Consider the following 22,262-nt stretch of genomic DNA (forward strand, 5'->3'; position numbering starts at 1 on the left):
CCTGTGCACGAAACGATCACACGCAACCGCTAGACGCCCAGCGTCTGCGTCATCAACCGGCACACACCGGCCTGAACCCGCGCCGAGTCGTCGTAGGACACCAGCCGGCCCACGTCGATCACCAGCGCCATGGCGGCGTGCACGGCGAATCTGGCATGCGATGAGCAGATGTCCGGCCTTGCGGCGCAGAGCAATTGGACCCAGGTGTTGACGGTGGCCCGCTGCACGTCGCGCAGCACGGTCTGATCGGAATCAGGCAGGTTCAGCCGCTCGGTGTAATACACATAACCCAGTTCGGGATTGGCGAACGAACTGGCCACGTACGCGGCGACCAAGCTGTGCAGCGCTGCACCGGGGTCGGTGTCATGAGCCGACACCGCCGCCGACAGATCCTGGGCCACCCTGTCGGCGGCGCGCCGGAACACCGCGGTGAGGATGTCGCGTTTACCCGAGAAGTACCGGTAGATGCCCGATGTCGGGATGCCCGCGGCGGCTGCGATCTCGCCCATGGTGGTCTCCCGGTAACCCTGTTTGTTGAACAGGCTCAGCGAGTGATGCAGCAGCAACTCGAAACGGCCACCCGCTCCGGTGACCGACAGCGCGTCGGGCGGGGCCGGCGCATCCCCCGGCACGAACAGGATCGTGCTCGTCACCGAAGTGGCCAGTCCCACCAGCAGGGCCCGCATCTCGTCGGCGTCGAGTCTGGCGCGGTGGTCGACCACGCTGCCGATCACACTCATCGCGGACGTCGAGAGCATCCAGCGTTCGCTGGACGTCAGTTCGGGCCGCAGGAGCAGCAGTGGCCGCTGGATCCGGCGATTGACCACTTGCAACCCCGCCATCAGGGCCGTCCGGTCGTCGCCGCGCAGGTACCTCCACTCCCAGCGGTACAGACCGCCGGAGGCACGGTTGACGATCGCCGTATCCGCCAGGGCGGCGAAGATCTGGGCCAGTTGGTCCGCCGGTGGGGTGCCCGTGAGCTCGTCGGCAAAGGCGGTGGCGTCCACGAGCTGCTGGCCGAGCGCCAGCGCCGCCTCGCGGAACAGATCGTATTTTCCGCTGTAGTGCCGGTACAACGCCGTGGCGGTGATACCGACCTGCGCGGCGATTTCATCCATGCCCACCGCGTGATAGCCGTGCGCGCTGAACGCCTCGGCGGCCGCGCGCGCGATCTGCGCTTTGCGGTCCTTGGGTCGGCGGCGGATGTCCTCGCCGATGCCGGTCCGTCTGCTGGGCACGTTCCCACGATAATGGGCGGGCACCGCAGTTTTCGGGCGAAACCGCACCACAAGGGGCAGAATCGCCGTTAACATAGCGCATCGGGAGCGGGTCGGGGGACCCGCGCCATCCGGAAAGGAGGGCGCATGCTGGAAAAGCTCCGGTCGGTGCTGAGCCACCAGTTCACCATCGCCGAACTCATCGGCCTGGGGATCATCCTGGGTACGCCGTACCTGGTGATCGGGACCATCTGGTCCATCACCCACACCGAGCACCTGACCCAATTGCAGGGCACCGATCTCGTCGTCTCGTTCCTGGGATCAATCGTGTCCTGGCCGGTACTCATCTTCTCGAATGTGTGCATGACATGACGGTGCTGACCACCGATCAGACCCGCATCCGAATCACACGGCGCACCGCACGCTGGGATGACCGGGAGGTCACCGTTGCCGAGGCGATGGATTTCTGGTCGTTCGCAGCCGGGGCCGCCAATGTCGTCATGCAATTGTCCCGGCCGGAGGTGGGCCACGGCGTCGCCGAGTCCCAGGTGATATCGGGCAGCCTGATGCACCACCCGTGGAAGCGCGCACGCACCACGTTCAGCTACCTGGCGGTGGCGATCATGGGCACCGACGATGACCGGCGCGCCTACCGCGAGGCCGTCGACGGCGCTCACCGGCAGGTGCGCTCGACACCGCAGAGCCCGGTGCGCTACAACGCTTTTGACCGTGACCTGCAGATGTGGGTGGCCGCCTGCCTCTACGTCGGCCTGGAAGACACCTATCAGTTGCTGCGGGGCGCACTGACACCCGAACAGGCGGAGACCTTCTACCGCTCCGGATTCACCCTTGGCACCACGTTGCAGGTCACCGAAGATCAATGGCCGGCCACGCGTGCCGAATTCGATGACTACTGGAACACCGCATGCGCCCGGGTGGCGATGGACGACACGGTGCGCGGCTACCTGCAGGACCTCCTGGGACTCCGGATGGTCAGCTGGGCCCTTCGACCGGGATCCGTTCCGCTGCTTCGCTTTCTGACCACCGGATTCCTGGCTCCGGTGTTCCGCGATGCACTGGGAGTCCGGTGGAGTGCCGCGCAGCAGAGACGTTTCGAATGGCTGTTCCTGATGGTGGCGTTCGTCAACAGGTTCATCCCTCAGTTCATCCGGCAAGGGGGCAGTTACGTGCTGCTATGGGATATCCGCAGGCGCATCCGGCGCGGAAGGCGGCTGATCTGATGAACGGTGAGCTGACCACTCGGCGACTGCTCGCGATGATCGCAGCGGCCGCGGTTGTCCTCATCGGCTTCCTGGGCATGTGGTGGCCGGTCTACCTGTCGGACTTCGATCAGTACGGGATCCAGATCGATTGCGGCTCAGGTTTTGTCAGCGATCTGTCCCATGCGCAACGAACGTCGGCGCCGCTGGCCGAAGACTGTGATACCGCACTGGCGGTCCGGCGTGCCTGGTCGATTCCGCTGATGGTGGGAGGTTCTGGCGTGTTGATCGCGCTGGCGTTGCGCGGCACCACAGTGGCCCGGCCGGTCAGTTCGGCGCCGCCAAGCCCGTGATCACGCGGTCGCAGACCAGATACATCTCCTCGCGGGCCTGCTGCGGATCCTCGGCGCGCGACACGTAGAGCGCGGCCTCGTCCAGTGCGCCGAGCAGTACGTGCGCACTGGCCCGCAGCGGCTGCTCCGGAATGGCCCCTTCGGCCACGGCCTGCGCCAGCATGGCTTCGATGACGCCCAGCCCGTACCTGGCGCCCATCGCACGCCACTGCTCCCACCCCAGCACCGTCGGCGCGTCCACCAACACGATCTGCTGTACATCCGGGGCTGAGCACAGGTCCAGGAACAACCGGGCTCCCAGGCGCATCGCCGCGACGGTGTCCGGGGGACCGTCCTCGGCGATGCGGGCGGCCACCGCCGCCACCAGCTCGGCTTCCACCTCCTCGTACACCGCGGTGAACAGCTCGGCCTTGTCGGCGAACTGATGGTAGAGCGCCCCGCGGGTGACACCGGCGGCCTCGACGATCGCCTGTGTGGAGACGTCATTGAAACCGCTGCGCGTGAACAGCTTTCGTGCGGCTTCGAGCAGCGCGGTGCGGGTGGCGGCGGTGCGCTCGGCTTGCGTGCGGCGCACCGGAGGGTTGACTTTCATACAGCTAGTACGTAACTTTCATACTCAGTGTTCGTAAGTTGCGGACTGCGAAAGGGTATCCGACATGCCGTACCTCACGCTCCCCCACACCACAATCGAGTACACCGAGGCCGGGCCCGCGGATTCGCCTCATCCGCCGGTGGTCTTCGTCCACGGCATGCTGGTGGACCACCGGCTGTGGTCCACGGTGGCCCAGCGGCTGGCTGACCAGGGATTTCGCTGTATCTTGCCGGATCTGCCCTTGGGTTCACACACCGTGCCGGTGACCGACCGCACCCGGCAATCCCCCACCGGCGTGGCCGAGACCCTCAACGATTTCCTGGCCGCGCTGGACCTGCGCGATGTCACCCTCGTCGGTAATGACACCGGCGGCGGACTGTGCCAGTTCCTCATCGACGCCCATCCCGAACGGATCGGCCGGCTGGTGCTCACGAATTGCGACGCATTCGACAAGTTCCCGCCGTTCCCGTTCAACGCGGTGTTCGCCGTTCTACGCGGCCCTGTCTCCATCAAGCTTCTGTTCACGGCTTTGCGGCTCAAGTCATTACGGCACTCCCCTCTTGGCTTCGGACTGCTCGCGGATGCGGATCCGGCGCTGACAGCCTCGTGGTTGACCCCCGCGCGCGACGACGCTCGCATCGCCGGCGATCTGGCCGCGATGCTGCGCAACGTCGCAGGCACCGACTTGACCGGCGTGGCACCGCGACTGGGCCGCTTCACCAAACCCGTCACGCTGGTGTGGGGTACCGCAGACCGCTGTTTCACCCCCGCGTTGGGACGACGGTTGGCCGCGCTGTTCCCCCACGGGCGCTTCCTCGAGGTGCCCGGCGCCCGAACCTTCGTCCCGATCGACAACCCGGCGGCGGTGGTCGACGCGATCGTCACGGTCGGCGCCACTCGGTGATCACCTGAGCGTGCTATGAGTGGGCGGTGAGTGCACCGCTGTCTCGTCGGCTCGGCCTGACCGACGCCGTCACCATCGGACTCGGATCGATGATCGGCGCGGGAGTTTTCGCCGCGTTCGCTCCGGCCGCAGCCGCAGCCGGGTCGTGGCTGCTCGCAGGACTGGCCCTGGCCGGGGTGGTGGCGTACTGCAATGCGAGTTCGTCGGCCCGGTTGGCAGCGCTGTATCCGGCATCCGGCGGCACCTACGTGTACGGCCGCGAGCGGCTGGGCCCGTTCTGGGGGTACCTGGCCGGATGGTCGTTCGTGGTGGGCAAGACCGCGTCGTGTGCGGCGATGGCCATGACGGTCGGCTTCTATGTGTGGCCCGCGCAGGCCCATCTGGTCGCCGTGGCGGCCGTGGTGGGGCTGACCGTGCTGAACTGTTTCGGGGTTCAGCGTTCGGCGCTGCTGACCCGGGTGATCGTGGCCGTGGTACTGGCGGTGCTGGCAGCCGTGGTGGCGGGTATCGCGCTGTCCGGATCAACCCGTCACCCGGTCTTCGACACCGGCGACAGCACAACACTTTTCGGTGTGCTGCAAGCGGCGGGCCTGCTGTTCTTCGCGTTCGCCGGCTATGCGCGGATCGCCACGCTGGGTGAAGAGGTGCGCGATCCGGCACGCACCATTCCGCGGGCGATCCCGCTGGCGCTGGGTATCACCTTGGCGGTGTACGTCGCGGTGGCGGTGGCGGTGCTGTCGGCGCTGGGCAGCGACGGCCTGGCCTCGACAACCGCGCCCATCGCCGAGGCGGTGAGCGCCGCGGGCCTGGACTGGCTGGCGCCGGTGGTGCGGGTGGGTGCGGCGCTGGCGGCATCGGGCGCGCTCCTGGCGCTGATCCTCGGCGTTTCCCGCACCACGCTGGCGATGGCTCGCGACCGCCACCTGCCGGCACTGCTGGCGACGGTGCACTCCTCAGGTGTGCCCCGCCATGCCGAGATCGCCGTCGGCGCCGTGGTGGCGGTGTTGGCAGCGACGGCCGATCTGCGTGGCGCCATCGGCTTTTCGTCATTCGGGGTGTTGGTGTACTACGCCATCGCCAACTGTTCGGCCTTCACCCTCGGGCGCCGGTTCATCCCCGTTGTGGGGCTGGTGGGCTGCCTGGTGCTGGCGGTCACCCTGCCCTGGGCCTCGGTCGTCACCGGCGCGCCGGTCCTGGCCGTCGGCGCCCTGCTCTACTACCTGCGATTTCGGCGCGCTGGTAACCGCTGAGCGGTTACCAGCGCGCCGAAATCCCTCGGACTCAGGCGACCAGCACGCCCGCGGCGCCCGCCATGTGGCTGGCGACGGTGGATGCGGCCAAGTCGGCATCGCCGGCCTCGATGGCGTCGACGATGTCCATGTGCCGCTTGGCGTCCATGTTCTTGATGGCCCGGTCCACGCCGGCGAACATGATCGACATCCGGATGCTGCCTTCCAGTGACGTCCACTGGTGCAACAGCGTCTCGTTGCCGGTGAGCTGGCACATGGTGCGGTGGAAGCGCAGGTCCGCCTCGATCCGGTCTTCCAGATTCGAGGCGGCCCAGCGGTCCATGTCCTCCACCGCGGCACGCAATAGCTTGACGAACTCACCACGCTCAGGGGACTCGGAGAGTTCCCGTGCGGCCAGCGATTCGAGCGCGGCGCGGACGTTGAAGATGTCGCGGATCTCCTTGGCGTCCAGGTGCCGCACCGACAGCCGGCCCCGCGCACCCGCCGAGATCAGTCCCTCCTGCTGGAGCTGACGCATCGCCTCACGCAGGGTGCCGCGGCTGATCTGCAACTTCTCCGACAGATCGGTTTCCACCAGGTGGGTGCCCGGCGGCAGTTGGCCGGTGGTGATGGCTCTGCGCAGTGCAGTCAGCGCCTGTTGGCGCAGACTCGTTTTCTCCAGCCGCAGCAGCGACGTCGTATCCACGGACATCGGCCGCTCCCGGTTCGTATGTATAGCTGTCAACACTTGTTTGTCAACAGACTACAGGCGGTCGAGCACGGTGGCGACGACTCGCGCCGTCGACAGGCCGTACCGTTCGTGCAGCGTGGGCAGAGCGCCAGTCGCGAGGAACTCGTCAGGCAACGCGACCGGGACCACCTGCTTGCCCAGACCGCGGCGCACCACCTCGGAGGCGACGGTCTCGAACAACCCGCCCACCACGGTGTGGTTTTCGCACGTCACCACCAGGCGGTCCGTATTCACCTGTTGCAGCACGGTTTCGGCGTCGAACGGCTTGATGGTCGGGGTGTGCACGACGGCCACGTCGACGTTGTGCGCGGCCAGTTCCGCGGCGGCCTGCAACGCTCGCATCGTCATCAGACCGCTGGAGATCAGCACGACATCGTTGCCGCCGCGCAGCACCTTGGCCTTGCCGAGCTCGAAGGTGTAGTCGTACTCGTCGAGCACCGTCGGGACCTGCCCACGCAACAGCCGCAGGTAGGTAGGGCCCGGGCTGGCCGCCAGCTGCGGCACCGCCTGCTCGATGTCCACCGAATCGCACGGGTCGACGATCGTCAGCCCCGGAACACCGCGGAAGATGGCGATGTCCTCGGTGGCCTGATGCGACGGCCCGTACCCCGTGGTGAGACCGGGCAGTCCGCCGATGATGTTGACGTTGAGGCCCGGCTCGGCGATGTCGAGGCAGATGAAATCGTAGGCGCGCCGCGCCGCGAACACCGAGTAGGTGGAGGCGAACGGCACCAGGCCGGTTTCGGCCATTCCCGCCGCGGCGCCGAACAGCAGCTGCTCGGCCATGCCCATCTGGAAGAAGCGCTCCGGGAACGCTTTTGCGAAGATGTGCATATCGGTGTACTTGCCCAGATCAGCGGTCAGGCCGACGATCCGGGGGTCGGCCTCGGCGGCCTGGACCATCGCGTGCCCGAACGGCGCGGGAGTGGTCTTCTGCCCCGGATCGGCGAATGACGCGATCATGGCCGACGTGCGGAGCTTGGTGGGGGAACTCATGGTTCAGACTCCTTCATATCCGGCTGTCAGCTGTTCGCGGCAGATCGCCCACTCGTGTTCCTCGATGCGCATGAAGTGCGCCTTCTCGCGGTTCTCGAGCAGCGGCACTCCGCGGCCGATCTTGGAGTCGCACAGGATGACTGCGGGCTTGTCAGCGTCCCGGATCGCGTCGAACGCAGCCAAGAGCGCGTCCACGTCGTTGCCGTCGACGCGTTCGACGTGCCAGCCGCAGGCGGCCCACTTGTCGGTGACCGGTTCGGTGCGCAGTACGCCGACGGTGGGTCCGTCGGCCTGCAACGCGTTGATGTCCACCATCGCAACGAGATTCGAGAGCTTGTGGTGCGACGCACCCATGGCGGCCTCCCACGTCGAGCCTTCGTCGAGCTCACCGTCGGACAGGAAGTTGATGACGCGGGCAGCCGAACCCTGGTAACGCAGGCCCAGTGCCATGCCGACGGCCACGGTCAGACCGTGCCCCAGCGAGCCACCGGAGATCTCCATGCCCGGGGTGTAGCTGGCCATCCCGGACATCGGCAGCCGCGAATCGTCGGACCCGTAGGTCTCCAACTCCGAGACGCTGATGATGCCGGCTTCGGCCAGGGCAGCGTAGAGACCGATGGCGTAGTGCCCGGTGGACAACAGGAACCGGTCCCGGCCCGCCCAGTGCGGATCGTCTGCGCGGTAATTCAATTCGTGTGCATAGACCGCGGCCAGCATGTCGGCGGCGCCGAGCGCCTGACCCACGTAGCCCTGACCCTGGACCTCGCCCATGTTGAGTGCGTAGTGACGGATGCGGTAGGCCGCCTCCCGGACTTTCTGGGAGGTGGTGATCACTGCGGTCATGCGATCGCCGACTGCGCTGAGTGCGTACGGGCCTCGGCCTCGGCGGCCAGCTGACGCTCACGCGGACCCCAGGTCTCGCGGGTCAGCAGCGCGGCCACCAAACCGATCGCGGCGTAAGCGCTGAACAGCAGCGCCGGGCCGACCCAGCCGAAGCCTTCGTAGAGCAGAGTGGTGATGAACGGGGTGAAACCGGAGACCATGGCCGAGATCTGGTAGGCCAGCGACGCTCCCGAGGTGCGGGTGTTGGCGTTGAACAGTTCGGGGAACCAGGCGCCCTGAGCGCCGGCCAGCGCGTTCTGGCAGACACCGTAGGCGATGACGAACGTGGCGATGATCAAGAACATCAGCCCGGTGTTGACCAACAGGAACATCACCACACCGAACGGGATGCCGAACGCGCAGACCCCGATGTAGACAGGGCGTCGTCCCATCCGGTCGGTCAGGGCCGCCCAGCCGAGTGTGGCGAAGATACCCAGGGCGGACGCGATGCACAGCGCGGTCAGGGTCTGGGTGGCCGTGGCCACACCGGTGCTCTTGAGGTAGGAGATCATGTAGGTGATCGACACGGCGTAGCCGGCGGTCTCGGCGATACGAAGGCCGATGCCGCGCAGGATGTTTCGCCAGTCTGTCTTGAACACCTCGACAATGGGGGCCCGCACGATGGTGCCGGACTCCTTGACCTCTTCGAACACCGGCGACTCGGGCACCTTGGCCCGGATGATCAGCCCGACGATCACCAGGATGATGCTGGCCAGGAACGGCACGCGCCAGGCCCAGTCACCACCGAGGTGCACGCTGAACAGGAAGACCAGGTTGGCCAACAACAGGCCGACCGGGAAACCGGCCTGCACGATGCCGGTGTAGCGGCCCTTCTCTTTCCACGGCGCGTGTTCGTAGCTCATCAGGATGGCGCCACCCCACTCCGCGCCGAAGGCCAGGCCCTGGATGACGCGGACGGTGACGAGCAGGATCGGCGCAAGGATGCCGACACTCTCGTAAGTGGGCAGCAGACCGATCGCGAAGGTGGCCAGGCCCATCAGGATCAGCGACGCGACCAGCACCGGCTTGCGACCGACCTTGTCGCCCAGGTGCCCGCCGATGACACCTCCGAGGGGCCGGGCAAGGAACCCGACGCCCAGTGTCGCGAAGGCGGCCAGCGTTCCGGCAACCGGGCTCGCGCCCGGGAAGAAGGCCGTACCGAAGTACAGTGCGGCGGCGGTGCCGAAGCCGATGAAGTCGTAGGTCTCGATGACGGCGCCGACGCCGGAACCGACAGCGACCCGCTTGGCTTCCGGTGTGCCTCGCACCGGGCCCCGCATTTTCAGAGCGTCATCGCTCATGGGAGTCATCCTCTCAAATCCTGCTCTACCTGGGCAATCACGGTCACTGTTGACGGTCAACAGTGCGCTGTGCCACCAGTGTGACCCCGGGCACACGTCATTGTCAACAGTCGACATCAAGTGACTGGTATCAGTTGACTGTTAACAGTCGAACGACGTAATGTGGCTGCCATCACAACCCCCGCACTACGTTTTCGAGGTCTTCCGATGCCCACAGCCGCAGCCCACGAGTTTCACAGCCGTCTCGGCTGCTCGACGATCAGCTTCCGGCACCAGGATCTCGCAACGGCTCTGGCCACCATCGCCGGCCTGGGCTTCACCGAGATCGATCTGGGCGCCCTGCCCGGTGTCTGCGACCACGTGCCCTATGTGCTCGACGAGGCCGCGGTGGCCGAGGTCGCAGCGACCGTCGCCGCCTCCGGGCTTCGAGTCCGTTCCATCAACGGGGACATCGGCGACCTGAACAGGCCGCTGACCGAGCAGGCCCGCACCGACCGTCAACGCCATCTCGACATGCTCGTCGAACTCGCCGCCACCACCGGCTCCCGTGCCCTCGTCCTGCCCTGCGGTGCGCTGGACCACGATCCGGTCGACTCGCTGGCCGCCGACCTCGACCTCGTCGCCGCCGAGCTCACCGCCGCGGCGCGCACCGCCACCGACAGAGGCGTCGAACTGTGGACGGAATCGCTGCACTACCACCGTCTCTGCTGCGATATCGAACGCGCACAACAACTTTCCGACCGATTACCCGAAGAGGTCGGCATCGTCATGGACTTCAGCCACATCGTGGCATCCGGTGGTGACCCCGGCGAGTTCGTCCGGCGCTTCGGCCCCCGCATCACGCACGTGCACATCCGCGACGCGGTGGCAGGCAACATCAACCTCTCGGTCGGCAACGGCCAAGTGGACTTCGGGTTCGGGCTCAAGGCGCTGGCACACGCCGGGTACGCCGGCCACTTCTCTCTGGAGCTCGAAACCCGCGACATCACCCACGACGAACGTCCCGCGGCCGCCGCCCGGGCCGGCCGCTTCATCACCGAACTGATCTGAAGGAGAAACATGTCCAACACCATCCAGCGCACCGCAGTCATCACCGGCGCCACCTCCGAGAAGGGCATCGGCGTCACCGTGGCGCAGCGGTATGCCCGTGAAGGCTGGGCCGTGGTGATCCTCGACCTGGACGGCGAGAAGTCCGCCAAGGTCGCCGCCGAGATCGGCAACCAGTTCACCGTTCCGGCCTTCGGCCACGCGGTGGACGTCACCTCCGAGGAGTCGGTGGCTGCGGCCGCAGCCGCCGTCGCCGCCGAGGTGGCCTCGGGCAACCTGCCGCCGGTCGGCGCACTGGCCAACATCGCGGGCATCACCTCCCCGGTTCCGTTCCTGGAGACCACCCTCGAGCTGTGGAACAAGGTCATGGCCGTCAACGCCACCGGCACCTACCTGGTGACCAAGGCGTTCCTGCCGGCCATGATCGAGCAGGGCTGGGGCCGCATCGTGAACATGAGCTCGGTATCCGCGCAGCGCGGCGGCGGCGTCTTCGGCAAGGTGCCCTACTCCTCGGCCAAGGCCGCCATCCTCGGGTTCACCAAGGCGCTGGCCCGCGAGGTCGCCGACACCGGCGTCACCGTCAACGCCGTCACCCCCGGCGCGGTGGACACCAACATCCGCGTCGGCTCCACCGACGAGCAGGAGGCCGCGCTGGCCGCGGCGATCCCGGTGGGCCGCACGGCCACCACCGAGGAGATCGCCGCCTGCATCACCTTCCTGTCCAGCGAGGATGCCAGCTACCTGACCGGCACCACGATGGACATCAACGGCGGCAGCCACATGCACTGACCATCGAGATTCACTCCAGGGCGGGATTTCGCCGGGATTCCCACCCTGTGGTGAATCTCGATGGCGGGGGTTCGGTGTGCAGCGCGGCGCCCGGTGGTGTCTCATCTACGGATGATTCCGCTGACCTGGAAGCCGGTCGCCAGTACCACCGACCCGAGTTTCGTCGTCGCTCCCGATGAGCGGTTGAGCTGGCCGAGGACCATCGGCATCGGCGCCCAGCATGTGGTGGCGATGTTCGGTGCGACGTTCCTGGTGCCGGTGCTGACCGGTTTCCCACCGGCGACGACGCTGCTGTTCTCCGGGATCGGGACGCTGCTGTTCCTGATCATCACCGGCAACCGGTTGCCGAGCTATCTGGGTTCGAGTTTCTCGGTGATCGCACCGGTGACGGCAGCCACCGCGGCCGCCGGCACCGGCAGCGCGCTCGGCGGGCTGATCGCCGTCGGAGTACTGCTGATCATCATCGGCGCGGTGGTGCACCTGGCCGGCACACACTGGATCGACGTCACCCTGCCGCCGATCGTCACCGGCGCCATCGTCGCGCTGATCGGTTTCAACCTGGCGCCGGCCGCCAAGAACAATTTCGTCGAAGGCCCGCTGGTCGGGTTCGTCACGTTGGTCCTGCTGGTTGCCGCGCTCGCCTTCTTCCGCGGATTGATCGGGCGCCTGGCGATCTTCCTGGCCGTGGTGATCGGCTACCTGCTGGCCTTGGCGATGGGTGACGTCGACACCTCCGGAATCGCGTCGGCCGCCTGGATCGGCCTGCCGGAATTCCAGGCGCCGACGTTCTCCCTCGCGGTGCTGCCGATGTTCCTGCCCGCGGTGATCGCGCTGGTGGCCGAGAACATCGGCCATGTGAAGTCCGTCGGCCAGATGACCGGAACCGATGTCGACCCGCTCACCGGCCGCGCGCTGGCCGCCGACGGTATCGCGACCGTATTGGCCGGTGCCGGTGGCGGATCGGCCACCACCACCTACGCCGAGAACATCGGCGTGATGGCCGCGACCCGGGTGTACTCGACGGCGGCGTACTGGGTGGCCGGTGTGGCCGCGATCCTGTTGGCGTTGTGCCCCAAGGTGGGCGCCACCATCTCGGCGATCCCGCCGGGGGTGCTCGGCGGCGCGACGATCGTGTTGTACGGACTGGTGGGTGTGCTCGGCATCCGGATCTGGCTGACCAACCACGTCGACTTCTCGCTGCCCATCAACCAGATGACCGCGGCCATCGCCTTGATCATCGGGATCGCCGACTTCACCTGGCAGATCGGCGATCTCACCTTCACCGGCATCGCCCTGGGCTCGATCGCCGCGCTGCTGGTCTACCACGGGATGCGGGGCCTCGGCGCCCTGCGGGGCCAGCCGCGGCACACCCCCGCGCCGCCTACGGAACCTTTGGTTTGATGTCGTCGATGACCCACTGGGCATAGTCGAGGTACTCGTCGACGTCGCGGACCCGCGGAATGAGGACCGCACTCATGGTGACGCCGGCCGCGTGCAGCCGGCCGAGCTCGTCGATGATCGCCTCGGCGCTCATGTCGGCGCGGGTCGCCGGATCATCCTGCGCCACATGTCCTTCACCGATCAGCGACGTGCCGACACCGTAGACCACCTCGAAGTCGCGACCGTCGTAGTGGGGGTCGGACTTGATGAAGTCGACCCGTGCGGCGATGTCCTCCGGCGCGGTCAGGAACGGGATCCACCCGGTGGCGAACCGGGCCGCCCGGCGCAGCGCGGCGTCGGCGTCGCCGCCGATCCAGATCGGGACGTGGGGTTTCTGCACGGGTTTGGGGTCGAAAGCCACATCGTGGAAAGACACGAACTCACCGTCGAAGCTCGGCGCTTCGCTGGTCCACAGTTCGATGATGGCAGCCAGGTATTCGTCACACATCCGGCCGCGCTTCTCGAAGGGCACCCCGAGGAGGTCGAATTCGTCACGCAGCCAACCCACCCCGAAGGTGGCGATGATCCGGCCGCTGCTGAGCCAGTCTGCCGTCGCCAGCGCTTTGGCGGTGATCACGGGATGCTGCAGCGGTAGCAGTGTCACGCAGGAAGCCAGCCGGATCCGCTCCGTGGCTCCCGCCAGGTACGCCTGCGCCGTGATCGAGTGCAGCCAGTGCGATCCGGACAACTCGATGTGCGTACGAGGCATCAGGAAGTGCTCGGGAATGGCGACCATGTCGTATCCCAGCTCCTCGGCGCGTTTGGCCATGCGCGTCTGATCCGCGCCCGTCACCGCGAGTTCCCACTGCTGGGTCATCGCCGAAAGCTCCATCAGGTGAGGCAGATTGAACCCGAATTTCACAACTCCTCCTCCGTGTTGGTGAGCAGACCGTCCCAATGACAGGCGGTGAGCGCCGACGACGCCTCCCACAGGCGCCGCGCGGCCTCGGGGTGGCGCACCTTGGCGCGCAGCGCGGTGACCCGGGGCCGGCCCCACTGGTTGAAGCGGGGCGCCAGATAGGTTCCGCTGGGTAGATCGGTGAACACGGCCTCCACAGACGCCCGCGCGCCTTGTTCAGCGGTCTGCAGCCACGGCGCCCTCTTGTCCGCGAAGTACTCCCCGGACCACTGCGTCAGCCCACCGCTGTCTCGGGTGATGTCGGTGTGGGCGGCACCCGGATCCGTGATGTAGGTGCGGACACCGCGGCGGGCGAGCTCGTGGGCGAACAGCATTTCGGCGAGCTTGGACTGCGCGTAGGCCGCCCATCTCGAATAAGGGCGGGACTGCCAGTTCAGGTCATCGAGGTGCAGGCGCGCGAAGCGGTGCAACGCACTACCCACGACGATCACCCGGTCGGTGATGCGGTCGGCGAGCAAGACCGTCAGCGCGAAATGCCCCAGGTGATTGGTGCCCATATGGGCCTCGAACCCGTCCACGGTGCGCGTCAGTGGCAGGGCGAAGACGCCGGCGTTGTTGACCAGCACATCGACATCGGAGACCGAGGCGGCGAACCGGCGGACACTCTCGAGGTCGGCCAGGTCGAGGTGGCGCACCTCGACGTGTCCACCAATCTCAGCGGCCGCCCGCTGCGCCTTGGCCACGGTCCGGCTGGCGATCAGCACGTCGTGTCCGGCAGCGGCGAGGGCCGCGGCGATCGCCTTTCCGACCCCGCTGCTACCCCCGGTCACGATGATGCGCATGTCGGCACCTTCGTTCTGCGATGAACGCGCCCTCATGCCGTCCTAGCACTTATGCGCGGGCCACACGGCGGTTCTGCAGAGGTGGGGTACCCCGGAGGTCTCAGGCCGTCGTCTGCAGGTGCCTCGGACGGACGGTCAGCACGGTGACGAGGCCGACGAGCGCAAGCGCGATGACGAAGAAGGCGGGCGCCAGGATGTTGCCGGTGCGCTCCACCAGCCACACCGCGGCATACGGCGCGGTTCCACCTGCCAGGATCACCCCGAGGTTCCAACCCATCGCAACACCGGTGTAGCGGGACTTCTGGTCGAACAGCTGAGGCAGCAATGTGTAGGCGCCCACCTGTGCGGCAACCGAATTCATCATCAGCACGATGTAGGCGAGCGCGGCGACGAACAAGCTGACGTGCATGACGCCCATCAACGGGTAGGTCAGCACGATGAATCCGACGAACCCCAGTGCGAGGAGCCGGGTCAGGCCGATCCGGTCACCGAGCATCCCACCGAGGGGCATGGCCAGCGCCGAGAGCCCGAGTGCGAGCGTGGTGACCCACAGCACCGAGGACGCCTCGTAGCCCAACTGCTTGCCCAGGTGGATCGCCATGTAGGTGAGGCCGATATAGGCGGTGCCGTTGACCGCGGCGCTGAATGCGGTGGCCTGCAACAAGGCTCGGGGTTGTTTACGGAAGAGCAACCCCACCGGCAGGTGTTCTTTGGCCTTGGACTCCGAGATGTCGTGGGTTTCGGTGACCCGGGTCCTGGCCCACAGGCAGAACAGGGTCAACGGGAACGCGAGCAGGAACGGGATCCGCCAGCCCCACGATTCCATCTGCGCGTCGGTGGTCAGGGCGGTCACGGCTCCGGCGACGCCGGCCGCCATCGCGAAACCACCCGTCGAGCCGAGCGGGGTGAACGCGCCGTAGGTCGCTTTGCGTTGTGCCGGAGCCGATTCCGAGATGAACGTGGCGGACCCGCCCACCTCACCGCCGGCCGAGAAACCCTGGAGCAGACGCACGATCACGAGAAGGACGGTGGCCCAGATGCCGACCTGCGCCGGTGTCGGCAACAGGCCCATGGCGGTGCTTCCGATGCCCATGCAGATCAGGGTCGCCATCAAGGCTTTCTTGCGGCCGAACCGGTCACCGATGTGGCCGAACACGATGCCGCCCAGTGGGCGGATCAGATAGGCGGTGCCGAACACCGCCAGCGCCGACAGAAGCGAGGTCACCGGGTCGTCGCTCGGGAAGAACATCGGCGCGATGACCACCGCCATGAAGCCGTAGAGACTGAAGTCGTAGTACTCGATGAGCGTGCCGACGCCGCCTGCCAGCGCCGCTCGGCGGGCTCGCTGACGGTGCTGCTGCACCGCGAGTGGAGGATGCACGTCTGTCTCTGGTGTAACCATGTGGCGCTCCGTACTTTCCGGAATCCCTGTGATCCAAGTCATGCTCTGGTCAGCCGCCATCCTGTAAGCCGATCGAACGTTTTGTCAACACTCGACTTGCATAATCGGACCAACATGGTCTTGAACTGCGGAAAAGTGTAATAACCAGGCTCATTGACAAACGATCGTTCGGTTGAGAGCATCGGCTGAGAGCTGAGTCTCGACAGCGGTACGTTGTGACACAGGCAACCCGGCGAGGAGGAAGCTGTGCAGCTGGACCGAGTGGCGGCACCCTGGACGCCGCTGTATCCCGCCGGGGTGTCCCCCGAATTGGCCGCCGATCACGCCACCCTGCTGGACGCCTGGGACACGCACCTGCGGGTGCGACCCGACGCTGCCGCCGTGCACTACTTCGACGCGACACTCACCTTCGCCGAGGTGACCGCCGCCGCTGACCGGTTGGCCTGCGCCCTGCGCGCCAACGGTGTGCAGCCTGGTGACCGGCTGGCCGTCTACCTGCAGAACGACCCGCAATGGTTGGTGGCGCTGCTGGCGGCATGGAAATCGGGCGCGGTCCCGGTGGCCGTCAACCCCATGCTGCGCGCCAAGGAACTCCTGCACATCCTCGCCGACTCCGGAGCCACGGCCCTGGTCTGCCTGGACAGCCTCTACCCCCAGGTGCGCGATATCGCTGCCGACACCGCCCTGCACACCGTCGTCACCACCCATCCGCTCGACATGACGCCTGCCGCCGGAATGCCCGCGGCCGTCGCAGCGACTGTGCCTGCCCGCCAATCCTTTTCCGGCACCCTGGACTGGCACGAGGTGATGACCTCCTCGGCTGCGGTGGCACCGCCGGCGCCGCGGCCGCGCGCCGGCGATGTCGGCGCGCTGGTGTACACCTCGGGCACCACCGGACGGCAGAAGGGCGCGATGAATCTGCAGAGCGCCATGATGCACAGTTCGACGGTGTATTGCCGCTGGTGGGACCTCCAACCCGACCGCGATGTGATCGTCGGACTGGCTCCGGTCTTCCACATCACCGGGCTCATCGCCGGTCTGGGGGTGCACATCGTCAGCGGCGCCCCGGTGGTGTTGATGCACCGGTTCGACGCCGAGGAAACACTCTCGGCGATCGAGAGGTGGCGTGGCACCTTCATGATCGGGGCCAGCACAGCATTCATCGCGCTGACCAATCATCCTGCACTGTCCCGGTTCGACGTGTCGTCGTTGACCAAGACACCTTCCGGCGGCGCACCCGTGAGCCAGGCCCTGATCGACCGCGTGCACGCGGCGGCGGGTTGGACGTTGCGGGGCGCCTACGGCATGACCGAGACCACCTCGCCCACCCATCTGGGTCCCGTCGACGTGGACCCGCCCACCGATCCCGAATCCGGTGCCACCGCCGTGGGTGTGCCCGTCCCGGGCGCACGGGTGCGGATCGTCGATCTCGACGACGGCCACGACCTACCGCCCGGCGAAACCGGGGAAATCGTGGTGTCCGGCCCGATGGTGATTCCCGGATACTGGCAGCTACCGAAGGAGTCAGCACACGCTGTCCGGGACGGCTGGCTGCACACCGGCGACATCGGCAGGATGACCGACGACGGATGGCTGTTCGTCGTCGACCGGCTCAAGGACCTGATCAACGCCGGTGGATACAAGGTCTTCCCTCGTGATGTCGAGGACGTCCTCTACGAACACCCGGCCGTCCTGGAAGCGTCGGTGGTGGGTGTGCCGGATGACTACCGGGGCGAGACGGTCCGAGCCTTCGTGTCGCTGGTCCGCGGCGCCAGCGCGACGCCCGAGGAACTGATCGACTTCTGCCGGGACCGGATGGCGGCCTACAAGTACCCGCGGTCGATCGTCATCCTCGACGAGCTACCCAAGAACGCCGCCGGCAAACTGCTGAAACGAGAGCTTCGACATGCCTGATGTGGTCACCGAGATCAGCCAGAGGCGCACTCCCCCGGCGCGTCCGGTCCGTACTGTGAGGCCGGTGAGCGGGAACGGAAGCCAGACCATCATCGCCGCGGCAGTGGACAACTTCCAGGCGCGCGGCTACCACGGCACGTCCATCCGTGACATCGCCCGCGACGCCGGGATGACACCGGCCTCGATCTATCACCACTTCCCCTCGAAACAGCACATCCTCCAACACATCATGGAGGCGGTGATGAAAGAGGTGATCGCCCGGACGAATGCGGCACTCATCCGCGCGGGCAACACGCCCACCGAACAACTCGACGCGCTGATGCGGGCGTGGGCGCTGTTCCACACGCAGCGCCGCGCCGAGGCACTGATCGGTGCCTCCGAGATCCGCAGCCTCGACGACGTCGGGCACCGGATCGTCGTCGCACTGCGCGACCAGCAGGAGCAGATGTTCCGAGAGATCATCGACCGCGGTGTCGCCGAGGGCAGCTTCACCACTCCCTACCCGCGGGAAGCGGCCCGGGCGATCATCAACATGGGGTACTCGATCGCCAGCTGGTACCGCCCGGACGGCAGCCTCTCACCCGAGGAGATGGCCGAACGTTACGCCGCGCTGGCGTTGGGAACCGTTGGGGCACAACCGTGAACCAGACCACCGCGCAGAGCGGACAGTCGCTGGACCCCGGCGTATCCGCACGGGTTCGGGACTGGCTTGCCGGCCGGGAACCCGTGGGCGGCGAACTCCGAACCCGGCTGATCGCCGGTGGCCGCTCCAACCCCACCTACGAGCTCACCGACGGGCAGCGGTACTGGATCCTGCGCCGCCCACCCGTGGGGCACGTCCTGCCCACCGCCCATGACATGGGACGTGAATACCGGGCCATGACAGCACTGTTCGGCAGTGCGGTCCCCGTCCCGAGAACCGTGGGCCTGTGCCTGGACCCCGCGCTGATGGGCGCGCCGTTCTACGTGATGGACAAACTCGACGGCATCACGTTGCGCACCGCCGACGACACCCGGCTGCTCACCCCTGCACAGCGTGCCGCACTCTCCGACAACGCGATCCGGACATTGGCCGCCCTGCATGACATCGAGCCATCCGCCGTCGGCCTCGGCGACTGGGGACGGCCCGACGGATACCTCGAACGCCAACTCCGGCGCTGGCTCAGACAGTGGGAAGCGTCGGCCACCGCGCCCCGCGGCGAAGTCGACGAGCTGCACACCCGGTTGGAAGCCGCCCTGCCGACCACCCGCTTGCCTGGAATTGTCCACGGCGACTTCAAGATCGACAACCTGATGGTGGACCCGGACGACCCGACACGGATTCTGGGTCTGCTGGACTGGGAGATGTCGACTCTCGGTGACACTCTCACCGACCTCGGGATACTGTGCTCGTTCTGGGACCAGGACGGCGAGTTCCACAACCCGATCACCGCAGGCGCCACCGCCCTGCCCGGGTTCCCCACCCGCGACCAGCTGGTCCACACCTACCTGACCGCTCGCAACATCGACGTGGCCGACATCGACTGGTATCTGGTGTTCGCGGATTTCAAGGTGGCGGTGATCCTCGAGGGTATTCATGCCCGGCACCTGCAGGGGCACACCGAAGGTGAGGATTTCGAGGGTGTGGGGGCCATGGTGGGCCCGCTGCTGAACCGCGCCCTGGAACGCGCCTCGAGCTCAGGAATTCCCGGCCTCGCCGGTTGACCCGCCTGCACCCTCGACCCCACCGGCCGGCCCTGCGTGCGGCGTCAGCCGCTACCCTACGAAGGGAGTTCCATGACCACGACACCGGTCTTACCGCCCGAAACCGACTCCGAGACACTGGATCTGCGGCCGTCGGCGCGAGCGCGGCAGCTGCGGGCGGAGCTGGTGGATTTCATGCACACCCACGTCTTCCCAGCCGAACACACGTACGAGCAGTACCGCCGCAGCGCCGGGCCGGATGACCACGCCCTGCCACCGGTGGTCGAAGACCTGAAGAAGGAAGCACGCGCGCGCGGATTGTGGAACCTGTTCCTGCCCGCCGAATCCGGGATCGGTCAACTGGACTACGCCGGCCTCGCCGAAGTCACCGGCTGGAGCCTGCATCTGGCGCCTGAGGCCACCAACGGCCAGGCACCCGACACCGGGAACATGGAGTTGCTGCACCTGTTCGGCACCGACGAGCAGAAAACCCGGTGGCTGCAGCCCCTGCTGGACGGCGAGATCCGCTCGGCATTCTCGATGACCGAGATCGCCGTGGCCAGTTCGGATGCCACCAACATCGAGACACGGATCGAACGCGACGGCGACCACTACGTCATCAACGGCCGGAAATGGTGGACCAGCGGTGCCGCTGACCCGCGCTGCCGGCTCCTGATCGTCATGGGGAAAACGGATCCGTCGGCCGCGCCGCACCGACAGCAGTCCATGGTGCTCGTACCGATGGACACCCCCGGCGTCACGGTGGTGCGCGATGTGCCGGTGTTCGGCAGGCACGACCAGCACGGTCACTGCGAGGTGCTCTACCAGGATGTCCGAGTCCCAGTCCGCAACATCCTCGGGGAGGAAGGCGCCGGATTCGCGGTGGCACAGGCCCGTCTGGGACCGGGCCGCATCCACCACTGCATGCGCGCGCTCGGCGCGGCGGAACGGGCGCTGGCGCTGATGAGCACACGCGCGACCTCGCGCGTGGCGTTCGGCAAACCCCTGTCTGATCAAGGCACCGTGCAACAGCAGATCGCCGAGTCACGTATCGCGATCGACCAGGCGCGGTTGCTGTGCCAGCACGCGGCGAAGATCATCGACGAACGCGGGAACAAGGCGGCCGCACAGTACATCTCCGCGGCGAAAGTGTCGGTTCCGCGCGTCGCCCTCGACGTCATCGACCGGGCGATCCAGGTCCACGGCGGTGCCGGAGTCAGCGATGACGTCCCCTTGGCCGCCATGTACGGCTGGCACCGGTCGATGCGCATCTTCGACGGCCCGGACGAAGTGCATCTGCGCTCGATCGCCAAAGCCGAACTGCGCAAGCACGGTTGAGCTCCGTCACGGTCCCATCGCGGGGCGGTGGCGCTTGTCCCGCCCCGGTACCCCGTTGGGCCCGTCGATCGACATCGCATACGTTCCGACAGCGAACGCCACCGCAGACCCCATGATGGCCAGCGCGTCCCGGTTCACCGCCTTGACGGTGTCGCGGGCACTGTGATGATTCGGGTCGAACGGCGCACCGGCTTTGCCGCCCCACAGCCGGGCCTGGACATTGGTCTTCTGCTGCGGGCCGCCGGTGGTGGCGCCGCCGATCGGGATGCCGGCGGTGAGAAACGGGTTGTGATCGGAGTCGGCGGCCAGCGGCATGTCGGCCGGGCGTTTACCGGCCAGGTTCAGATGGCCGGCCAGCGTGCGTTCGATACCCGCCGAGCCGATAGGCACATCCTCGGGGTCGACATCGGCTGTGGGCGAGCCGGATTGGTCACCGTCATAGGTGAAATAGCCGGCATTGGGCGAACCGAGCATGTCGAAGTTGAGGTACAGCGCGATGTCGTTGAGGTCGTCGCGGCCCAACCCGAAGACGTAATCCACTGATCCGGCCAGCCGATTCTCCTCGGCACCCCAGAACGCGAAGCGCACCGCGTTGGTGACCGACGGCTCGGCACCCATCTGCAGGGCCGTCTCCAGCACCGCCGCCACACCGGATCCGTTGTCGTTGAGGCCCGGCCCCTGCGGCACGCTGTCCAGGTGGGCGCCGACCATCACCACATCACGCGTCGAACCGGTCTTGGTCTGCGCCAACACATTCCGCGATGTCACCTTGACGGTTCTGCCGTCGAGCACCACCCGCGCCGGGCCGGTCGCTCGACGCAGCGCCGCTCCACCGTCAGTGCCGATGACCGCCACCGGGATGGTCAGCTGTTCGTAGTACCCGGGTTCGAAAAGCCCTGGCGGGCTGCCATTTCGGCCGCCGGCACTGACCACCACCAAGGCCGCCGCGCCCTTGGCCGCGGCGGCCTTCTGTTTGGCGACCACCGAGCAGCCGGTGTCGTCGACGACGGCCACACCACCTTTGGCGACCACACCGGGATAATCGGGGGCGGCGCAGCCGCCGGGGCTGCGGGTCGGCTTGATGACGGCTCCGCTGAGCCCGCCTGCCGGTGTCTGCAGCAGCAGCGATGCCTGGTCGACCCGAAAGGTGCGCCCGCCGACGCTGACCACCGGTTTACCGGGATTCAGCGTCTCCAGCCGGTCGAACTCCGTGGACTGGACGTCGAACCCCTTGTCCTGCAACACCTTGGCCACGTAGTCGGCGCTGGCGGCGAAACCCGGGGAACCGTCGGCGCGGTTACCGCCGTGGGCGTCGGCGATCTCCTGCAGCTTCTGCAGGTGCACGTCCATGCCCTCGATCGTGACCTTCTCCGGCAGCTCACCGGCCAGGTCGGCAGCCGGTTCGGGCGTCGGCTCGGTGTCCCTGGGCGCACACCCCGCCAGTACCGCAACCGCCACCAGCACCGCACTTGCACGCCTCACCCGCCCAGGTTAGCGGTCCGC

The 22,262-nt window shown here is 67.1% G+C and carries 22 protein-coding genes; 12 read left to right on the forward strand and 10 right to left on the reverse strand.

The window, feature by feature from the left end; all coding sequences use genetic code 11:
• Nucleotides 1–29: 29 nt before the first annotated feature.
• A complete protein-coding gene (locus tag NL241_RS28535) occupies nt 30–1,238 on the reverse strand; it encodes a TetR/AcrR family transcriptional regulator (RefSeq protein ID WP_494395701.1) in 1,209 nt (402 codons plus the stop codon).
• A 126-nt stretch (nt 1,239–1,364) separates the two neighbouring features.
• Between NL241_RS28535 and NL241_RS28540 the strand changes: the two genes are divergently transcribed.
• Genes NL241_RS28540 through NL241_RS28550 form a run of 3 tightly spaced genes read left to right on the forward strand, consistent with a single transcriptional unit; the run spans nt 1,365 to nt 2,790 of the window.
• Complete coding sequence (locus NL241_RS28540) at nt 1,365–1,589, forward strand: hypothetical protein (RefSeq protein WP_487696702.1); 225 nt, start codon at nt 1,365–1,367, stop codon at nt 1,587–1,589.
• Entirely contained in the window at nt 1,586–2,458 is an 873-nt protein-coding gene (locus NL241_RS28545) for an oxygenase MpaB family protein (protein ID WP_487696701.1), read from the forward strand. The genes NL241_RS28540 and NL241_RS28545 overlap by 4 nt, the downstream gene beginning before the upstream one ends.
• Nucleotides 2,458–2,790, forward strand: a complete 333-nt coding sequence (locus NL241_RS28550; RefSeq protein ID WP_487696700.1) for a hypothetical protein — start codon at nt 2,458–2,460, stop codon at nt 2,788–2,790. The genes NL241_RS28545 and NL241_RS28550 overlap by 1 nt, the downstream gene beginning before the upstream one ends.
• Here the strand turns inward: NL241_RS28550 and NL241_RS28555 are convergent.
• The gene (locus tag NL241_RS28555) at nt 2,765–3,382 is read right to left on the reverse strand and encodes a TetR/AcrR family transcriptional regulator (RefSeq protein ID WP_487696699.1); all 618 of its coding nucleotides are present in this window, start codon (nt 3,380–3,382) and stop codon (nt 2,765–2,767) included. The genes NL241_RS28550 and NL241_RS28555 overlap by 26 nt on opposite strands.
• Before the next feature lie 64 nt (nt 3,383–3,446).
• Between NL241_RS28555 and NL241_RS28560 the strand changes: the two genes are divergently transcribed.
• Both NL241_RS28560 and NL241_RS28565 read left to right on the forward strand, forming a co-directional pair.
• Nucleotides 3,447–4,286 (forward strand): alpha/beta fold hydrolase, encoded by an 840-nt coding sequence (locus tag NL241_RS28560; RefSeq protein WP_494395702.1) that lies wholly within the window; start codon nt 3,447–3,449, stop codon nt 4,284–4,286.
• Between the two features lie 89 nt (nt 4,287–4,375).
• The gene (locus tag NL241_RS28565; RefSeq protein WP_494398409.1) at nt 4,376–5,536 is read left to right on the forward strand and encodes an APC family permease; all 1,161 of its coding nucleotides are present in this window, start codon (nt 4,376–4,378) and stop codon (nt 5,534–5,536) included.
• Nucleotides 5,537–5,567: 31 nt separating this feature from the next.
• Here NL241_RS28565 and NL241_RS28570 read toward each other — a convergent pair whose 3' ends face one another.
• The 4 genes from NL241_RS28570 to NL241_RS28585 are packed head-to-tail and all read right to left on the reverse strand — an operon-like array spanning nt 5,568 to nt 9,445.
• Nucleotides 5,568–6,227 carry a GntR family transcriptional regulator gene (locus tag NL241_RS28570; RefSeq protein WP_487696697.1) on the reverse strand — a complete coding sequence of 220 codons (660 nt, stop codon included), beginning with the start codon at nt 6,225–6,227 and terminating at the stop codon, nt 5,568–5,570.
• A 51-nt stretch (nt 6,228–6,278) separates the two neighbouring features.
• Complete coding sequence (locus NL241_RS28575; protein WP_494395703.1) at nt 6,279–7,262, reverse strand: transketolase family protein; 984 nt, start codon at nt 7,260–7,262, stop codon at nt 6,279–6,281.
• Between the two features lie 3 nt (nt 7,263–7,265).
• Complete coding sequence (locus NL241_RS28580; protein WP_494395704.1) at nt 7,266–8,105, reverse strand: transketolase; 840 nt, start codon at nt 8,103–8,105, stop codon at nt 7,266–7,268.
• Entirely contained in the window at nt 8,102–9,445 is a 1,344-nt protein-coding gene (locus tag NL241_RS28585) for an MFS transporter (RefSeq protein WP_494395705.1), read from the reverse strand. The genes NL241_RS28580 and NL241_RS28585 overlap by 4 nt, the downstream gene beginning before the upstream one ends.
• 207 nt (nt 9,446–9,652) lie before the next feature.
• Between NL241_RS28585 and NL241_RS28590 the strand changes: the two genes are divergently transcribed.
• The 3 genes from NL241_RS28590 (at nt 9,653) to NL241_RS28600 (ending at nt 12,682) form a co-directional block, all read left to right on the forward strand.
• A complete protein-coding gene (locus tag NL241_RS28590) occupies nt 9,653–10,495 on the forward strand; it encodes a sugar phosphate isomerase/epimerase family protein (protein WP_494395706.1) in 843 nt (280 codons plus the stop codon).
• A gap of 9 nt (nt 10,496–10,504) precedes the next feature.
• Nucleotides 10,505–11,281, forward strand: a complete 777-nt coding sequence (locus NL241_RS28595; RefSeq protein WP_487696692.1) for an SDR family NAD(P)-dependent oxidoreductase — start codon at nt 10,505–10,507, stop codon at nt 11,279–11,281.
• A 111-nt stretch (nt 11,282–11,392) separates the two neighbouring features.
• Complete coding sequence (locus tag NL241_RS28600) at nt 11,393–12,682, forward strand: uracil-xanthine permease family protein (protein WP_487696691.1); 1,290 nt, start codon at nt 11,393–11,395, stop codon at nt 12,680–12,682.
• Here the strand turns inward: NL241_RS28600 and NL241_RS28605 are convergent.
• The 3 genes from NL241_RS28605 to NL241_RS28615 form a co-directional block, all read right to left on the reverse strand.
• Nucleotides 12,663–13,583, reverse strand: coding sequence for a TIGR03619 family F420-dependent LLM class oxidoreductase (locus NL241_RS28605; protein ID WP_487696690.1), 921 nt, complete (start codon nt 13,581–13,583; stop codon nt 12,663–12,665). The two genes, NL241_RS28600 and NL241_RS28605, sit on opposite strands and share 20 nt — an antisense overlap.
• Nucleotides 13,580–14,422: an SDR family NAD(P)-dependent oxidoreductase gene (locus NL241_RS28610; protein WP_494395707.1), complete on the reverse strand. Its 843-nt coding sequence runs from the start codon at nt 14,420–14,422 to the stop codon at nt 13,580–13,582. Before NL241_RS28610 ends, NL241_RS28605 begins: the two co-directional genes overlap by 4 nt.
• A 100-nt stretch (nt 14,423–14,522) precedes the next feature.
• Nucleotides 14,523–15,824, reverse strand: coding sequence for an MFS transporter (locus tag NL241_RS28615; protein WP_494395708.1), 1,302 nt, complete (start codon nt 15,822–15,824; stop codon nt 14,523–14,525).
• 246 nt (nt 15,825–16,070) lie between these two features.
• Between NL241_RS28615 and NL241_RS28620 the strand changes: the two genes are divergently transcribed.
• The 4 genes from NL241_RS28620 to NL241_RS28635 all read left to right on the forward strand — a co-directional run bounded on the left by NL241_RS28620 (nt 16,071) and on the right by NL241_RS28635 (nt 20,759).
• Entirely contained in the window at nt 16,071–17,738 is a 1,668-nt protein-coding gene (locus NL241_RS28620) for a class I adenylate-forming enzyme family protein (protein WP_494395709.1), read from the forward strand.
• Nucleotides 17,739–17,802: 64 nt separating this feature from the next.
• Nucleotides 17,803–18,381 carry a TetR/AcrR family transcriptional regulator gene (locus NL241_RS28625; protein ID WP_494395710.1) on the forward strand — a complete coding sequence of 193 codons (579 nt, stop codon included), beginning with the start codon at nt 17,803–17,805 and terminating at the stop codon, nt 18,379–18,381.
• Nucleotides 18,378–19,442 carry a phosphotransferase family protein gene (locus NL241_RS28630; RefSeq protein WP_494395711.1) on the forward strand — a complete coding sequence of 355 codons (1,065 nt, stop codon included), beginning with the start codon at nt 18,378–18,380 and terminating at the stop codon, nt 19,440–19,442. The genes NL241_RS28625 and NL241_RS28630 overlap by 4 nt, the downstream gene beginning before the upstream one ends.
• A gap of 72 nt (nt 19,443–19,514) precedes the next feature.
• Complete coding sequence (locus tag NL241_RS28635) at nt 19,515–20,759, forward strand: acyl-CoA dehydrogenase family protein (protein ID WP_494395712.1); 1,245 nt, start codon at nt 19,515–19,517, stop codon at nt 20,757–20,759.
• Nucleotides 20,760–20,765: 6 nt separating this feature from the next.
• On the opposite strand, the gene NL241_RS28640 is transcribed toward NL241_RS28635, so the two are convergent.
• Nucleotides 20,766–22,241 (reverse strand): M28 family peptidase, encoded by a 1,476-nt coding sequence (locus tag NL241_RS28640; RefSeq protein ID WP_494395713.1) that lies wholly within the window; start codon nt 22,239–22,241, stop codon nt 20,766–20,768.
• Nucleotides 22,242–22,262: the final 21 nt, after the last annotated feature.

It is taken from the genome of Mycolicibacterium sp. SMGY-1XX, from assembly GCF_059132455.1.

Bases quoted from the DNA above. Each gene is read 5' to 3' on its own strand.
- NL241_RS28615 (WP_494395708.1), bottom strand. From the start codon at position 15,824: ATGGTTACACCAGAGACAGACGTGCATCCTCCACTCGCGGTGCAGCAG.
- NL241_RS28580 (WP_494395704.1), bottom strand. From the start codon at position 8,105: ATGACCGCAGTGATCACCACCTCCCAGAAAGTCCGGGAGGCGGCCTAC.
- NL241_RS28635 (WP_494395712.1), top strand. From the start codon at position 19,515: ATGACCACGACACCGGTCTTACCGCCCGAAACCGACTCCGAGACACTG.
- NL241_RS28570 (WP_487696697.1), bottom strand. From the start codon at position 6,227: ATGTCCGTGGATACGACGTCGCTGCTGCGGCTGGAGAAAACGAGTCTG.
- NL241_RS28610 (WP_494395707.1), bottom strand. From the start codon at position 14,422: ATGCGCATCATCGTGACCGGGGGTAGCAGCGGGGTCGGAAAGGCGATC.
- NL241_RS28590 (WP_494395706.1), top strand. From the start codon at position 9,653: ATGCCCACAGCCGCAGCCCACGAGTTTCACAGCCGTCTCGGCTGCTCG.
- NL241_RS28545 (WP_487696701.1), top strand. From the start codon at position 1,586: ATGACGGTGCTGACCACCGATCAGACCCGCATCCGAATCACACGGCGC.
- NL241_RS28585 (WP_494395705.1), bottom strand. From the start codon at position 9,445: ATGAGCGATGACGCTCTGAAAATGCGGGGCCCGGTGCGAGGCACACCG.
- NL241_RS28595 (WP_487696692.1), top strand. From the start codon at position 10,505: ATGTCCAACACCATCCAGCGCACCGCAGTCATCACCGGCGCCACCTCC.
- NL241_RS28555 (WP_487696699.1), bottom strand. From the start codon at position 3,382: ATGAAAGTCAACCCTCCGGTGCGCCGCACGCAAGCCGAGCGCACCGCC.
- NL241_RS28560 (WP_494395702.1), top strand. From the start codon at position 3,447: ATGCCGTACCTCACGCTCCCCCACACCACAATCGAGTACACCGAGGCC.
- NL241_RS28600 (WP_487696691.1), top strand. From the start codon at position 11,393: ATGATTCCGCTGACCTGGAAGCCGGTCGCCAGTACCACCGACCCGAGT.
- NL241_RS28550 (WP_487696700.1), top strand. From the start codon at position 2,458: ATGAACGGTGAGCTGACCACTCGGCGACTGCTCGCGATGATCGCAGCG.
- NL241_RS28540 (WP_487696702.1), top strand. From the start codon at position 1,365: ATGCTGGAAAAGCTCCGGTCGGTGCTGAGCCACCAGTTCACCATCGCC.
- NL241_RS28575 (WP_494395703.1), bottom strand. From the start codon at position 7,262: ATGAGTTCCCCCACCAAGCTCCGCACGTCGGCCATGATCGCGTCATTC.
- NL241_RS28565 (WP_494398409.1), top strand. From the start codon at position 4,376: ATGATCGGCGCGGGAGTTTTCGCCGCGTTCGCTCCGGCCGCAGCCGCA.